The following is a 13,073-nucleotide window of genomic DNA, read 5'->3' on the forward strand; positions in this document are numbered from 1 at the left end:
CCCCTCGTCGGGCGCCCCGGACGGGCGCCGCGTGACCCCAGGCTCGACCGCCGCGGCGGCGTCGGGGCGCCGCAGCCACCCGCCTGTGGAGCGACACGCCCCCGCGGGACCCTGTGCACGCGCACCGGCCCACCCGGCCGGTGGTCTGCACCGACCCGTGCCGGAGGTCCGGGCGGGCTCAGGACGGAGGTCCCGAGGCCGAACGTGGAGGACGGCTCTCCCCCCGCAGGCAGGAGCACCCCCGTGGCCGACATCCGCACCAAGGTCGTGGCCCTCGGCCTCGGCAGCGTCCTCGTGACCGGCGCCGCGCTCGCCGGCGTCGGTGCCTGGCGCACCGGCGACTTCGCCCAGCAGGCCGAGCGCGACGCCACGACCATGACGGCCCAGCGACTGGACGCGCTGACGCAGGGCGTCTACGACGTCGTCAGCACGCAGGGCGCCTCGACCGCGCAGATGGTCGACACGGCGCTGCGCACCGCCACCCACGTGACCGATCAGGCCGGCGGGCTCGCCGTCGGCGGCGGCTCCGTCACGTGGCAGGCGAAGAACCAGGTCCCGGGGACGTCTCGCCCGTCACGCTCCCGCGGATGGAGGTCGGCGGCACCTGGCTGGGCCAGGTCGTCGACCCGGAGCAGACCACCCCGCTCGTCGACGAGCTCAAGGAGCTCACCGGGGCGACCGTCACCGTCTTCCAGCGCATGAACGCCCGCGGCGACATGCTGCGCGTCGGCACCAACGTCATCACCGCCGACGGGGTGCGCGCGCTCGGCACCTACATCCCGACCGTGGGCGCCGAGGGCGTGCCGAGCCCGGTGCTGGCCTCCGTCCTCGAGGGCGAGACCTTCCGCGGCAACGCGTTCGTGGTGGACAGCTGGTACGTCTCGGCCTACCAGCCGGTCGAGGACGCCGCCGGTCGCGTCGTCGGCATGCTCTACGTCGGGCTGAAGCAGGAGAACCTGCCCGCCCTGCGCGAGTCGCTCACCGCGAAGACCGCCGGCGAGAACGGGTCCGTCTCGGTGCTCGGGGGCACCGGTGACAAGCGCGGCCAGCTGCTGATGTCGCGCGACGGCGACGGCGAGGGTGAGGTCGTGGACGCGGCCTGGGTCGAGGAGGCCGTCGACGCCGCGCTCGCGCTCGGGCCGGGCGAGACCGACCGCGTGCGCTACACCGACGACGCGGGTGCCCACACCGTGACGCTCGCCTACTACGAGCCGTGGGACTGGGTCATCGCGGTCACGAGCCTGGACAGCGACTTCTCGGCCTTCGCCGACGGGGTGCGCGCGGGTGCGGCCGACACCACCCGCGACCTGCTGCTCGCGGCCCTGCTCGTCGCCCTCGTCGGCGGGCTCGCCGCCCTCGCGGTGGCCCGCGGCATCGCCCGCCCGCTGGTCGCGCTGCGCGACCGGATGGACGAGATCGCGCAGGGCGACGGCGACCTGACCGCCCGGGTGCACGAGGACGGCGACGACGAGGTCGCTCAGCTGGGACGGGCCTTCAACAGCTTCGTCGCCAAGGTGGCGGGCACCGTCGGCGCGATCGGGCGGTCGGTGCAGACGCTCACCACGACCAGCCAGCAGGTGGACAGCGTCGCCCGCGGCCTGGCCGAGCGGGCCGCGCAGTCGGCCGAGGAGGCCAGCGTGGTGCACGCCTCGACGCAGCAGATCGCCACGAGCGTCTCGAGCGCCGCGTCGGGGGCGGAGGAGATGACCGCCTCGATCGCCGAGATCGCGCAGAACGCGGCGGCCGCCGCCCGCGTCGCGGGTCAGGCGGTCGACCTGGCCGCCGAGACCACCGGCACGGTGACCGCCCTCGGGGCGAGCTCGGTCGAGATCGAGAAGGTGGTGCAGCTCATCACCTCGGTCGCCGAGCAGACCAACCTGCTCGCGCTCAACGCCACCATCGAGGCGGCCCGCGCCGGCGAGGCGGGCAAGGGCTTCGCCGTCGTCGCCGGCGAGGTGAAGGAGCTGGCCCAGGAGACGGCCCGCGCGACGCAGGAGATCGGGCAGCGGGTCACGGCGATCCAGAGCGACAGCGCCGCGGCCACGGCGGCGATCGAGCGGATCAGCGCGGTCATCGCGGAGATCAGCGACTACCAGAGCACGATCGCGAGCGCCGTGGAGGAGCAGACCGCGACCACCTCGATGCTGAGCGGGTCGGTGCAGGAGGCCGCCGAGGGCACCTCGGGCATCACCCAGAGCATCAGCGTGGTCGCCGAGAGCGCCCGGCGCACGGAGGGTGACGTCACCGAGGCCGCCGCGGCCGCGGCCCGCCTGTCGTCGCTGTCCGACGAGCTGTCGGGGCTGGTCTCGCAGTTCCGCTGCTGACGGTCGTCGGGTGAGCGGTCTCCGCTCACCCGACGATCCCGGCCAGCAACCCGGCCGCGAGGGGCACGATCCCGACCAGCACGAAGGCGGGGAGCAGGCAGAGCCCGAGTGGGAGGGCCGCCCGCACGCCGACGGCCCGGGCGCGGTCCTCCACCGTGGCGCGGGCCTCCTCGGCGAGGTCGTCGGCCAGTGCCGCGACCGCTGCGGCCACCGGTGCGCCGGAGGCGGCCGCCCGGGCCAGCGCGCGACCCAGCGGCGCGAGCGCGGGGTCGCGGGTGACGCCCTCCCACACCGCGACCGGGTCGACACCGAGGGACAGCCGCGCGCGGGCACCGGCGAGCCGGTCGGCCGCTGCGCCGGGCCAGGCGTCGCAGACCGCCGCGACCGCCCGGTCGACCGGGGCCCCCGCCGCCAGCGCCGCGGCGAGCAGGTCGACCAGCACCGGCAGTGCTGCCGACGCGCGCTCGCGCTCGCGCCGGAGCGCTGCGGGCTCGCGCCGGCGCACCACCCGGCCCACCGCCGCGCCCGCCAGCGCTCCCGCGGCCCAGCCGACGACCCCGCCCACCAGGACCGCGGTGACCAGGCAGGTCGCCGCCGCTGCCGCGACGGCCGCCGGGAGACCCGTGAGGGGCGCCCCGTCGCTCCCCGCGCCAGCGCGGAGGGGCGCGCCCGCCGACGAGCGCGGGTCGGCGCTGCTGTCCGCGCAGACGACCTCCCCACAGCTGAGGCGGTCCGCTGCAGGACCCGCCGCGAGCGGGGTGGGCGGACGCAGCCCGTCGAGGTCGGCGCGGGGGCGCACGGCCAGGGCCACGGACGTGCCCGCGGCGACGGCGGCGGTGATGGCGGCCACCGCCGTCGCCGCGCAGCTCACGGGGCGACCTCGACGCCGTCGGCGATGCGCTCGATCCAGGCGGTGCCGAGCAGCGCCGCCGCCAGGCCGAGGCCGAGGCAGACCAGGCCCGGGGTGGTGGCCAGCAGGAAGCGCCACGGCTCCCCACCTGCTCCGCCGCCCAGCAGCAGCGCGAGCACGGGGAGCGTCGCCAGGAGCCGGGCGGTGGCGCGCGCCGAGGCGAGCTCGGAGTCGACGACGCGGGCGGTGGCGCGGGCGCGGCGCACGGCGGTGGCCGTGCGGGCCACCGGGCCGGCCAGGCCCTGGCCGGTGCGCAGCGACACCTCCCAGGCGGCCGCGAGTCGCGCCAGTCCCGCGGCCCCGGGCCGCTCCGCCACGCGGCGCAGCGCCTGGGGGACGTCGCCGCCCAGCTCGGCCGCGCGGGCCACCGGCGCGAGCACCGACCAGTCCGCCGCCGCCCGGGTGAGCGCCGAGCCCGGCGGCAGACCGGCCGCCAGGTCACTGCTGAGCAGGTCGCAGACCTCCTGCACGCGCGCCGCGACCGCGCGAGCGCCCCGACGTCGTCGCGCCCGGCCGAGCAGGAGACCGGCCGCGGCCGCCGCGACGGCCAGCAGGACCACGGCCGCGCCACCTGGGCCGGGCACCGACACGAGGACGGCGGCGGCTCCGCCACCGACCAGCCCCACCGCGACCGGCGCGTGCCGTGCCCGCCCCGCCAGGGCGGCCCACCGACCCTCACCACCGCTGCCGTCCCCACGCGGCCGGACCCCGGGCCCACCTCGCGCCGGCGCCGCGGTGGGCCGAGGGCGCACGAGCAGCGCGACCGATGCCGCCGCGGCCACCACGGCCACCGCGACCCACCCGCCCTCGGCCCCGGCGCCGACCGGGAGCGGGTCCGCCGACAGCAGGCCAGCCAGCAGCAGGTCGGCCGGGGTCACGAGGCGCCCCGCAGCAGCCCGGCCAGCCGGTCGGCGCCCGGGCCCTCGGCGGCACCGGCGGCGGTGAAGGTGAGTGCCGGCTCGGCGACGACCAGCCCGTCACCGCCGCGCTGCAGGACCGCGACCTGCTCCAGCCGGCGGACCCCGTCGCGGCCTCGCGCGAGGTGGAGCACGACGTCGAGGGCCGCCGCCAGCTGGCTGTGGGCCGCCTCGCGCGGCAGGCCCGCCGCCAGCGCGAGCGCCTCGACGCGCGCGGGGACCGCGGCGGCCGAGTTGGCGTGCAGGGTGCCGCACCCTCCCTCGTGGCCGGTGTTGAGCGCCGCCAGCAGGTCGACCACCTCGCCCGAGCGGACCTCGCCGACGACGAGCCGGTCGGGTCGCATGCGCAGCGCCTGCCGGACCAGTGTGCGCAGGGTGACCTCGCCGGCGCCCTCCACGTTGGGCGGGCGCGCCTCGAGCGCCACCACGAGGCCGCCGGAGGGACGCAGCTCACCGGAGTCCTCGACCAGGACCACCCGCTCCCGCGGGTCCACCAGCGAGAGCAGCGCCGCCAGCAGCGTGGTCTTGCCGGTGCCCGTGCCGCCGGTCACCAGGAAGGCCAACCGGGCCGCCACCACCTGCTGCAGGAGCCGGGCGCCGGCGGGCGTCACCGCACCCGCCGCGACGAGCTCGTCGAGCCGGAAGGCGCGCCGCCGCGGCACCCGCAGGGACAGCGCGGTGCCCGTGCGGGCCAGGGGCGCCAGCACGGCGTGCAGGCGCGTGCCGTCGGCCAGGCGCACGTCGACGCACGGCGTCGCGTCGTCGAGGCGGCGCCCGGCCGAGGCGGCCAGCCGCTGGGCGAGCCGCCGGACCTCGTCGTCGCTGCCGAAGCGCACGCCCGCGTCCTCGAGCCCGTCGCCCCGGTCGAGCAGCACCCGGTCGGGCCCGTCGACCAGCACGTCGGTGACACCCGGCAGTCGCAACAGCGCCTCGAGCGGCCCGGCCCCGACCGCGTCGCGGCGCAGCGCGGCGTGGACCGCGAGCACCGTCGCGTCCCCGACCGGTCGGCCCGTGGCCCGCAGTGCCTCCGCCACCCGGTGCGGGGTGAGGCCGCCGCCGTCGCCGGCGAGCCGGTCGCGCACGAGCGCGACCAGCCCCGGGTCGCAGGCCTGCCCGGACGCCGGACCGAGCCACTGGTCGCGCCTCGGCACACCTACCGGACCGCGCACCGGATCAGGTGCCGGGTCGCGCGGAGCGTGGGTCCCCGCGGCCAGGTCCGCACCGACCGGCACCGCGCTCACGCCGCCACCTCCTCGCCGGTGCGCACGGCGTGCAGCAGCTCGGCGACGGCGCGGGCGAGCGGCCCGCGACCCCGGTGCACGGGCCCTAGCCCCAGGTCGACGGCCTCGTCGAGCCCCCGCGCGTGCGGCAGCACGCCGAGCACGGGGCGACGCACCACCCGGCCCACCGCCGCGGGGTCACCGCGTCCGCGGACGACCAGGCCGACGGGCGCGTCGGCCGGGAGCCGTGCGCACGTGCGAGCCGTCCCCGCGACACCGGCGACCGTCGGGGCGCAGACGACCAGGAGCCGGTCGCAGCGCGCGACCACCTCGTCCAGCAGCGCGCCGGGCGCACGCGGCAGGTCGACCACCACCCACCGGTGACTGCGGCCCGCGGCCGCGAGCGCCTCGCGGGCCGCTGCCGGCGTCACCACCGTGGCGACGCCCGGCAGCCACGTCAGCACGCCCACCCCGCGCACCCGCGGCAGGGCGGTGGCGAAGGCCCGACCGGACAACCGCCCCGAGGCCGCCCCCAGGGCGTCCCACCGCACCCCCTCGGTGTCCTCGAGCCCGACCACCCGGTCGACGCCGGGACCGAGCGGGTCGAGGTCGACCAGCGCCGCCGTGCCGGTGCGGGCCCCCACCTCGGCGAGGGCGCACGCGGTCGTGGTCGCCCCCGCTCCGCCCGAACCGCCCAGCACCCCGACCACCGTCCCGCGCCCCGGCGACGGGTCCGCGGCGTCGGCGAGGAGGTCGACGAGCCACGCCTCGGCGTCCGGCAGCCCCAGCACCTGCTGCGCCCCGACCGCCACTGCGTCGCGGAACCACCCGTCCGCCACCGGCGCCCACCCCACGACCAGCACGTCGTCGCGACGCGCCGGCGCCCGCGCCGCGACGACCGCGGCGAGGTCGTGGCCGACCAGCACGAGCGGTGCCCGCGCCCACGCCAGCAGCGCGGCGCCGGCCTCGGCGACGACCTCCGGCACCGCACCCGCCGCGGCGGCGAGCCTCGACAGCTCCTCGCGCAGCGCGGGGTCGGCCGTCACCACGAGCGGCCGGCCGGGCGCGCCCGCAGCAGCAGGCGACGGGCGGGCACCAGGGCGGGCACCAGGGCGGACAGCGGTGCGGACGTCGGTGCGGACGTCGGTGGACTCGGTCATGACGGCGAGACTGCCCCTGCCCCACGGCGTACGACGGGGCGCGCGACGCGCCTGTGGACGGCCGCTCCGCCCGGACCGCCTGTGGACGCCCGGTGGCCCACCCGCGCGACCGGCGGCCCGGCCACCCTGCGCCTCCCTATGCTGGGGACGTGCCCGTGCAGCCGACCGCGGCGTTCTTCGACCTCGACAAGACGATCATCGCCAAGTCGAGCACGCTCGCCTTCAGCCGGCCCTTCCAGGCAGGCGGGCTGATCTCGCGGCGCGCGGTGCTGCGCTCGGCCTACGCGCAGTTCGTCTACCTCGTGGGCGGCGCCGACCACGACCAGATGGAGAAGATGCGGCTGTTCATGTCGCAGCTGTGCGCCGGCTGGGACGTCGCGACGGTCCGCGAGATCGTCGCGGAGACCTTGCACCACGTCGTGGAGCCGCTGGTCTACGAGGAGGCGGTGGGCCTCGTCGACGAGCACCAGCTGCACGGCCGCGACGTCGTCATCGTCTCGACCTCGGGCACCGAGGTCGTCGAGCCGATCGGGGCCATGCTGGGCGCCGACCACGTGGTGGCGACCCGCCTGGAGATCGTCGACGGCCGCTACACCGGCGAGATCGAGTACTACGCCTACGCCGAGGAGAAGGCCAACGCCGTGCGCGCGCTGGCCGAGGAGCGGGGCTACGACCTGGCCGAGTGCTACGCCTACAGCGACTCGATCACCGACCTGCCGATGCTCGAGGCGGTCGGCCACCCTCACGCGGTCAACCCCGACCGCGAGCTGCGCCGGGCGGCGCTCGAGCGCGGCTGGCCGGTGCTCGTCTTCACCCGGCCGGTGGCGCTGCGCCCACGGGTGCCGCTCCCTCCGGCACGCCCGACCCTCGCCGCGCTCGCCGTCGGCGGGGCGGTCGCCGCGGGCGGCTGGTGGTGGAGCGCGCGGCGTCGCGACACGCCCGGGAGCGGGTAGCACGCCGACGTCAAGGGGTTGCGCGGGGGGCCGGGCAGGCGTACACAGGAAGCACAACTCCAGACCCGCACACGAGCCGAGTACCCACGCGGCGATCCACCCTTCGAGAGGGCGCTGGCCCACCGGGACACTCCCGGGGCAGCAACTGCGAGTGCACGCTTGGTAGCCCAGGTCTCGTGTGTCAGCGGCGGCACCCGATGCGCTCGGGTGCCGCTCGCTTGTGCGAGGGTCCCGGGGTCAGTCGGTGGCCGTGCGCCGCAGCGGGCTCGCCTCCGCGGCAGCCGCGTAGGCCTCCGCGGCGTAGAGCAGCCAGGAGTGCACGCCCGCGTCGCCGCCGTCGCGGAAGCCGCGCAGGTTGGACTCGTAGGCCGCGCGCAGCGCGAGGTGCCCGGCCTCGGGCACGACCAGCGACTTCTCGTCGACGCCGCGCGCGACCAGCACCAGCCGCTCGGCCGCGCGTGCCACCAGCCCGTTGTGGGAGGCGAAGGGGGCCGCGGTCGCGACCTCGGCGTGCACGACGGCGGCGACCAGCATCGCCGGCGCCTGGGTGGTGGCGGTCACCAGCTGCGCCACCTGCCGCAGGACCCCGGCCGCGTCGGCGTCGCGCGGGCGACCGAGCCGGTCGGCGGGCAGGGAGCGGGCGCCCACGACCGTGTGCAGCTGGGCGAGCGCCTGCAGCGGCGAGCGCAGCAGCGTGGGGGCCTGGCCGAGCAGCACCGAGGAGAGCCGCACCGCGTCCGCGGCCACCTCGTCACCCTCACCCGCGCGGACCTGCGCCAGCGACGAGCCCGACCCCTCGAGCACCGCGCTCGCGTGCGCGCCGCGCAGCAGCGACTCGGCCGTGGTCTCGGGGGAGGTGCGCCGCAGCCCGCGGTCGCGCAGCACGACGTCGACGCCGTCGCGCGCCGCGGCGTACGCCGAGGGCACGCCCTCGAGCCGGGCGAGCGCGTCGAGCACGGCGGCGGGGTCGCTCATGGGCAGCAGGCTAGGCGAGCCCCGCGCCGGTAGGGTCGGGCGGGATGGAGCCCCGCGCGCCCGAGTCCTCGCCCTACCCCGCCGACGCCGTCGTCTGGCTGGCCGGCGACCCCGCGGTCGACGGCGCCCGCACCGTGCTCGTGCTGGGCGACCCGGCGCCCGACGCCGACCTGGTCGCCGCCCTCGCCGACCTCGGCCACGACGTGCGCACGAGCGACGGCGCCACGACGCTGCCCGACGACGCCGTCGACGTGGTGGTCGCCGCGCACGCGCTGCCCGCCGACCTCGAGGAGGCCGCGCGCGTGCTGCGGCCCGGCGGCCACGTCGCCTTCGCCGTGCCCGGGCGCGACCCGCGCATCCCGTGGGCACGCAAGCTCGACCGCGCGCTCGGCGTCGAGACGCCCACCGGCACCGCGGCCTTCGAGCAGCACGCCGGCGCGCTGGTGGCGCACGCCGGCTTCGGGGTGGTCGAGGAGCACACCGCGCGCAGCTGGCAGCAGGTCGACCGCGCACGCCTGCTCGCGCTGGGCGCGCGCATCCCCGAGGTGGCCGCGCTCGACGACGACGAGCGCGAGCGGCGCCTGGCCGCCGCGGCCGAGCTCTACGACGGCTACGGCCGGGGCCACGACGGCATGCAGCTGCCGTGGCTGACCCGGTGCTACCGCGCACCGGTGCGCGCCGAGCGCCGCGACGACGGCGTCGCGTCCGGCGCCGGCCACGCCGACGGGGCCACGGGACGCGAGAGCGGCGACGCCGCGCGCCACGAGGTGGTCACCGGCGACGGCGACGTCGACGGCCTGCTCATCGACTTCCGCTGAGCCGCGCCGCCCGGCCCGCGCCGGCCCGCGCCGGTCAGCGCCGGTCAGCGCCGCTTGCCGAGCACCCGCCGCACGCGGTCGTGGGCGAGCGCGGCGCGGGCGGCGTTGGCGCCGCAGGCCCCGTGCACCCCGCCGCCGGGGTGGGCGGAGGAGGAGCCGAGGTAGAGACCGCGCACGCTCGTCTCGGCGCGGCCGAGGCCGGGGACGGGCCGCAGGAAGAGCTCCTGGTGCAGCTGACTGGTGCCGCCGTTGAGCGCCCCGCGCACGAGGTTGGCGTCGCGCTCCTCCATCTCGTGCGGGCCCAGAACGCGACGCGCCAGGATGCGGGAGCCGAAGCCGGGGGCGCGCTCCTCGATCCGCGCCTGCATCCGGTCGGCGAAGCGCTCGCAGTCGTCGGCGTCCCACACCCCCCGCACCTCGCCGCCGGGACCGCCCGCACCGGCGTCGTGGGTCGCGTGCTGCGGCACGTGGGCGTAGCTCCACACCGACTCGGTGCCCTCCGGCGAGCGCGTCGGGTCGGAGGTGGTCATCTGACCGGCGAGCATGAACGGCCGGTCGGGGATCGCGCGGGCCGCGACCTGGCCCAGCGTGGTGGTGAGGTCCTCGAGCCCGTCGGCGACGTGGAAGGTGCCGGGTGCGTGGGCCGGCGCCTGCGCCCACGGGATCGGCCCGCTGAGCGCCCAGTCGACCTTGACCGTGCCGGGGTCGAGGTCGAAGCCGCGCATCCGGCGCGCGGTGCGGGCCGGCACGTGCTCGGGGGGCACGAGCCCACCCCAGAGCTTGGAGGCGAGCACGTCCGCGACGACCGCGCGGCGAGCGACGTACGCCTCCCCGTCGGCCGTGCGCACGCCCACCGCCCGGCCGGCCACCACCTCGACCCGCGTCACCTCGGCCTCGCAGCGCACCTCACCGCCGCGGGAGGCGAAGCGCCGCGCCATCGCCTGCGTCAGCATCCCCGCCCCGCCGCGCGGCACCGGGAAGCCGTGCTGCTGCCCGCCGAGGGTGAGCAGCAGCGCGAAGACGCCGGAGCCCGGCGCGGTCGGCGGCAGGTCGGAGTGCCCGGCGTTGCCGGCGAGCAGCATCGTGGGACCCTCCCCGCCGAAGCGGTGGTCGCCGAAGGACAGCACCGGCGTGAGCAGCTCCTTGACCAGGTCGACGCCGCCGCTGCGGGCGACGTCGGCCAGGAAGCGTGCGCCGTGCCGCACGGGCGGGAAGGGACTGAGCAGGGCGTCGACGAAGGAGTCGCCGATGCGGTCCCACAGGTCGCTGAGCGCGAGCCACGCCTCTCCGTCCCCCGCGTGCCGCTCGTCGGCGAGCGCCGCGGTGACCTCGCGGTCGCGGTGCAGCAGCGCCCACGACCCGTCGGGGAAGGGGTGGCCGAGCACGGCCGGGGCGTGGCACCACTCGAGGCCGTGCTCCTCCAGGTGCAGGGCGCGGATCGTGCGCGACGCGGCCGAGAGGGGGTAGAAGGAGGAGAACGTGTCGTGCACGAAGCCCGGGTGCACGTCGTCGTCGCTGCGCACGGCGCCGCCGACCTCGGGCTGCTGCTCGAGCACCAGCACCGACCACCCGGCGTCCGCGAGCAGGTTGGCGGCGACCAGGCCGTTGGGCCCGGCCCCGACCACGACGGCGTCGTAGGTGCGGGTCACGTCGTCCATCCTGCACGGGTACCCGAGGGCAGGGTGTCCACGCCCGACCCCGCTCGACCCGCCTGACCGACCCCGCCCTGCCACCCGCCCTGCCACCCCGTACGCCGCGTCGCGAGGCCGTAGGCTCCTGCGGGTGGCGCTCCCCTGGCTCCGGTCGCGTCGGCGCACGCGCCTGGCGAGCGAGGCCGACCGTGCCACCTTCCGCACGCTGCACACCGCGTCGCTCGCCTCGCCGGCGCTGCGCGAGGGCCTCACCGTCGACAGCGCGGAGCGCAGCATCCGCCACCTGCGGGTGCTGCTCGGCACGCCGGCGCTGGCGCTGACCGACGACCACGGCGTGCTCGCATGGGACGGCCTGGGCGCCCACCACGCCGGGCAGGCGGCCGCGCTCGCCGCCGACGCGCTGGAGCAGGGCACCCGCGTCGCGGGGCGCGACCGCCTGGTCTGCGACGACGTCGGCTGCCCGGTGCGGCACGCGATCATCGCGCCGCTGGTGGTCGAGGACCGCACGGTCGGCACGGTGCAGGCCTTCGCCGAGCGCAGCTCGGCCGGGCTGGTGCGGGCCGCCGACGAGGTGGCGCAGTGGGTCTCCGGCCAGCTCGAGCTCGCCGAGCTGAGCACCTCCCGCGCCCGGCTCGCCGAGGCCGAGGTGCGGGCGCTGCGCGCGCAGATCAGCCCCCACTTCGTCTACAACTCCCTCGGCGCCATCGCCTCCTTCGTGCGCACCGACCCCGACCGGGCCCGCGAGCTGCTGCTGGAGTTCGCCGACTTCACCCGCTACTCCTTCCGCCGCCACGGCGAGTTCACGACGCTGGCCGAGGAGCTGCGCTCCATCGAGCGCTACCTGCTGCTCGAGCAGGCCCGCTTCGGTGAGCGGCTGAAGGTCACCCTGCGCATCGCCCCCGAGGTGCTGCCCGTCGTCGTGCCGTTCCTGTGCCTGCAGCCCCTGGTCGAGAACGCCGTGCGCCACGGCCTCTCCGGCGCCGAGGCCGGGCACATCACGATCGTCGCGCGCGACGCCGGCCAGGAGGCCGTCATCGAGGTCGAGGACGACGGCAGCGGCGAGGACCCCGAGCGCGTGCGCCGCGCCCTCGCCGGCGACGCCGACCTCGACTCGGTGGGGCTCGGCAACGTGGACGGTCGCCTGCGCAGCACCTTCGGCGACGACTACGGTCTGGTCGTCGAGACGGCCCCGGGCGCCGGCACGCGGGTGGTCGTGCGGGTGCCCAAGTTCGCCCCTGGAGTGCGCCCGTGAGCCCCACCCCGCCTCAGCCCCCGCCCCAGCCCCCGGGCCCGCCCTCGGGTCAGCCCTCCGCTCAGCCCTCCGGTCAGCCCTCGGGTCAGCACTCGGCTCCCTCGAACCACCCCGGTCCCGCGGCCGAGGCGCCGCCGACCGGGCTGCGGGTGCTCGTGATCGACGACGAGCGGCCGGCCCTCGACGAGCTGTCGTGGCTGCTGCGCCAGGACCCCCGCGTGTCCGAGGTCGCGACGTGCGACGCGGCCACCGAGGCGCTGCGGCTGCTGCAGGAGCGGGAGGTCGACGCGGTCTTCCTCGACGTGCAGATGCCCGGGCTCACGGGTCTCGAGCTCGCGCAGGTGCTGGCCCGCTTCCGCACCCCGCCCCCGGTCGTCTTCGTCACCGCCCACGAGGAGCACGCCGTCGAGGCCTTCGAGCTGCAGGCGGTCGACTACGTGCTCAAGCCCGTGCGCGGCGAGCGTCTCGCCGAGGCCGTGCGGCGGGTGGTCGAGGGCACCACCCGCGCCCCGGAGCCCGCCGACGAGATGGTGCCCGTCGAGCGCGGCGGCGTCACCCGCTTCGTCGCGCGCAGCACCATCACCCACGTCGAGGCCCAGGGCGACTACGCCCGGCTCCACACCCCGACCGGGTCCCACCTGCTGCGCACCCCGCTGTCCTCGCTGGAGGAGGAGTGGGGCCCGGCCGGCTTCGTGCGCATCCACCGCAGCACGCTGGTCGCCCTCGCGCACGTCGCCGAGGTCCGCACCGAGCAGGGACGCTGCACGGTCGTGGTCGGCGGCAGCGGCCCCGGCGGCACCGGCGGCACCGGCTCGGGCGGGGCCGAGCTCGCCGTCGCGCGCCGCCACACCCGCGAGCTGCGGGAGCTGCTGACCCGCCGCGGCCGGTGACG

12 protein-coding genes are annotated in these 13,073 nt (G+C 77.7%); 6 read left to right on the plus strand and 6 right to left on the minus strand.

The genetic code is table 11. The annotated features are described in order from the left end of the window. Window positions 1–243 precede the first annotated feature (243 nt). Together BJ989_RS17055 and BJ989_RS01455 are read left to right on the plus strand one after the other, a co-directional pair. A complete protein-coding gene (locus tag BJ989_RS17055) occupies window positions 244–702 on the plus strand; it encodes a hypothetical protein (protein WP_218848665.1) in 459 nt (152 codons plus the stop codon). Further along, window positions 588–2,324 carry a methyl-accepting chemotaxis protein gene (locus tag BJ989_RS01455; protein WP_218848666.1) on the plus strand — a complete coding sequence of 579 codons (1,737 nt, stop codon included), beginning with the start codon at window positions 588–590 and terminating at the stop codon, window positions 2,322–2,324. The genes BJ989_RS17055 and BJ989_RS01455 overlap by 115 nt, the downstream gene beginning before the upstream one ends. A gap of 25 nt (window positions 2,325–2,349) precedes the next feature. Here BJ989_RS01455 and BJ989_RS01460 read toward each other — a convergent pair whose 3' ends face one another. The 4 genes from BJ989_RS01460 to ssd form a co-directional block, all read right to left on the minus strand. Beyond that, window positions 2,350–3,195 (minus strand): type II secretion system F family protein, encoded by an 846-nt coding sequence (locus BJ989_RS01460; protein ID WP_343048988.1) that lies wholly within the window; start codon window positions 3,193–3,195, stop codon window positions 2,350–2,352. Continuing rightward, entirely contained in the window at window positions 3,192–4,112 is a 921-nt protein-coding gene (locus tag BJ989_RS01465; RefSeq protein WP_179516702.1) for a type II secretion system F family protein, read from the minus strand. Before BJ989_RS01465 ends, BJ989_RS01460 begins: the two co-directional genes overlap by 4 nt. After that, window positions 4,109–5,245: a TadA family conjugal transfer-associated ATPase gene (locus BJ989_RS01470; protein WP_218848931.1), complete on the minus strand. Its 1,137-nt coding sequence runs from the start codon at window positions 5,243–5,245 to the stop codon at window positions 4,109–4,111. Before BJ989_RS01470 ends, BJ989_RS01465 begins: the two co-directional genes overlap by 4 nt. 143 nt (window positions 5,246–5,388) lie before the next feature. Continuing rightward, on the minus strand, window positions 5,389–6,531 hold the full coding sequence (gene ssd, locus BJ989_RS01475; RefSeq protein ID WP_179516703.1) for a septum site-determining protein Ssd: 1,143 nt from the start codon (window positions 6,529–6,531) through the stop codon (window positions 5,389–5,391). Between the two features lie 155 nt (window positions 6,532–6,686). On the opposite strand from ssd, the gene BJ989_RS01480 reads away from it, so the two are divergent. Further along, a complete protein-coding gene (locus BJ989_RS01480) occupies window positions 6,687–7,484 on the plus strand; it encodes an HAD-IB family hydrolase (RefSeq protein WP_179519272.1) in 798 nt (265 codons plus the stop codon). A 237-nt stretch (window positions 7,485–7,721) separates the two neighbouring features. On the opposite strand, the gene BJ989_RS01485 is transcribed toward BJ989_RS01480, so the two are convergent. Then, a complete protein-coding gene (locus tag BJ989_RS01485) occupies window positions 7,722–8,459 on the minus strand; it encodes an oxidoreductase (RefSeq protein WP_179516704.1) in 738 nt (245 codons plus the stop codon). 44 nt (window positions 8,460–8,503) lie between these two features. Between BJ989_RS01485 and BJ989_RS01490 the strand changes: the two genes are divergently transcribed. Continuing rightward, entirely contained in the window at window positions 8,504–9,277 is a 774-nt protein-coding gene (locus tag BJ989_RS01490; protein ID WP_179516705.1) for a hypothetical protein, read from the plus strand. Between the two features lie 44 nt (window positions 9,278–9,321). Here the strand turns inward: BJ989_RS01490 and BJ989_RS01495 are convergent, their stop codons facing one another. Further along, window positions 9,322–10,926, minus strand: a complete 1,605-nt coding sequence (locus BJ989_RS01495) for a phytoene desaturase family protein (RefSeq protein WP_343048989.1) — start codon at window positions 10,924–10,926, stop codon at window positions 9,322–9,324. 133 nt (window positions 10,927–11,059) lie between these two features. Between BJ989_RS01495 and BJ989_RS01500 the strand changes: the two genes are divergently transcribed. Both BJ989_RS01500 and BJ989_RS01505 read left to right on the plus strand, forming a co-directional pair. Next, window positions 11,060–12,181: a sensor histidine kinase gene (locus tag BJ989_RS01500; RefSeq protein WP_343048990.1), complete on the plus strand. Its 1,122-nt coding sequence runs from the start codon at window positions 11,060–11,062 to the stop codon at window positions 12,179–12,181. Window positions 12,182–12,330: 149 nt separating this feature from the next. After that, complete coding sequence (locus BJ989_RS01505; RefSeq protein WP_343048991.1) at window positions 12,331–13,071, plus strand: LytR/AlgR family response regulator transcription factor; 741 nt, start codon at window positions 12,331–12,333, stop codon at window positions 13,069–13,071. Window positions 13,072–13,073 lie beyond the last annotated feature (2 nt).

This window comes from Nocardioides perillae (assembly GCF_013409425.1).
In the GTDB taxonomy this organism is placed as follows: domain Bacteria; phylum Actinomycetota; class Actinomycetes; order Propionibacteriales; family Nocardioidaceae; genus Nocardioides; species Nocardioides perillae.

Excerpts from the sequence above, each read along its gene's own strand:
- ssd (WP_179516703.1), bottom strand. The coding sequence starts at position 6,531 with ATGACCGAGTCCACCGACGTCCGCACCGACGTCCGCACCGCTGTCCGC.
- BJ989_RS01485 (WP_179516704.1), bottom strand. The coding sequence starts at position 8,459 with ATGAGCGACCCCGCCGCCGTGCTCGACGCGCTCGCCCGGCTCGAGGGC.
- BJ989_RS01490 (WP_179516705.1), top strand. The coding sequence starts at position 8,504 with ATGGAGCCCCGCGCGCCCGAGTCCTCGCCCTACCCCGCCGACGCCGTC.
- BJ989_RS01455 (WP_218848666.1), top strand. The coding sequence starts at position 588 with ATGGAGGTCGGCGGCACCTGGCTGGGCCAGGTCGTCGACCCGGAGCAG.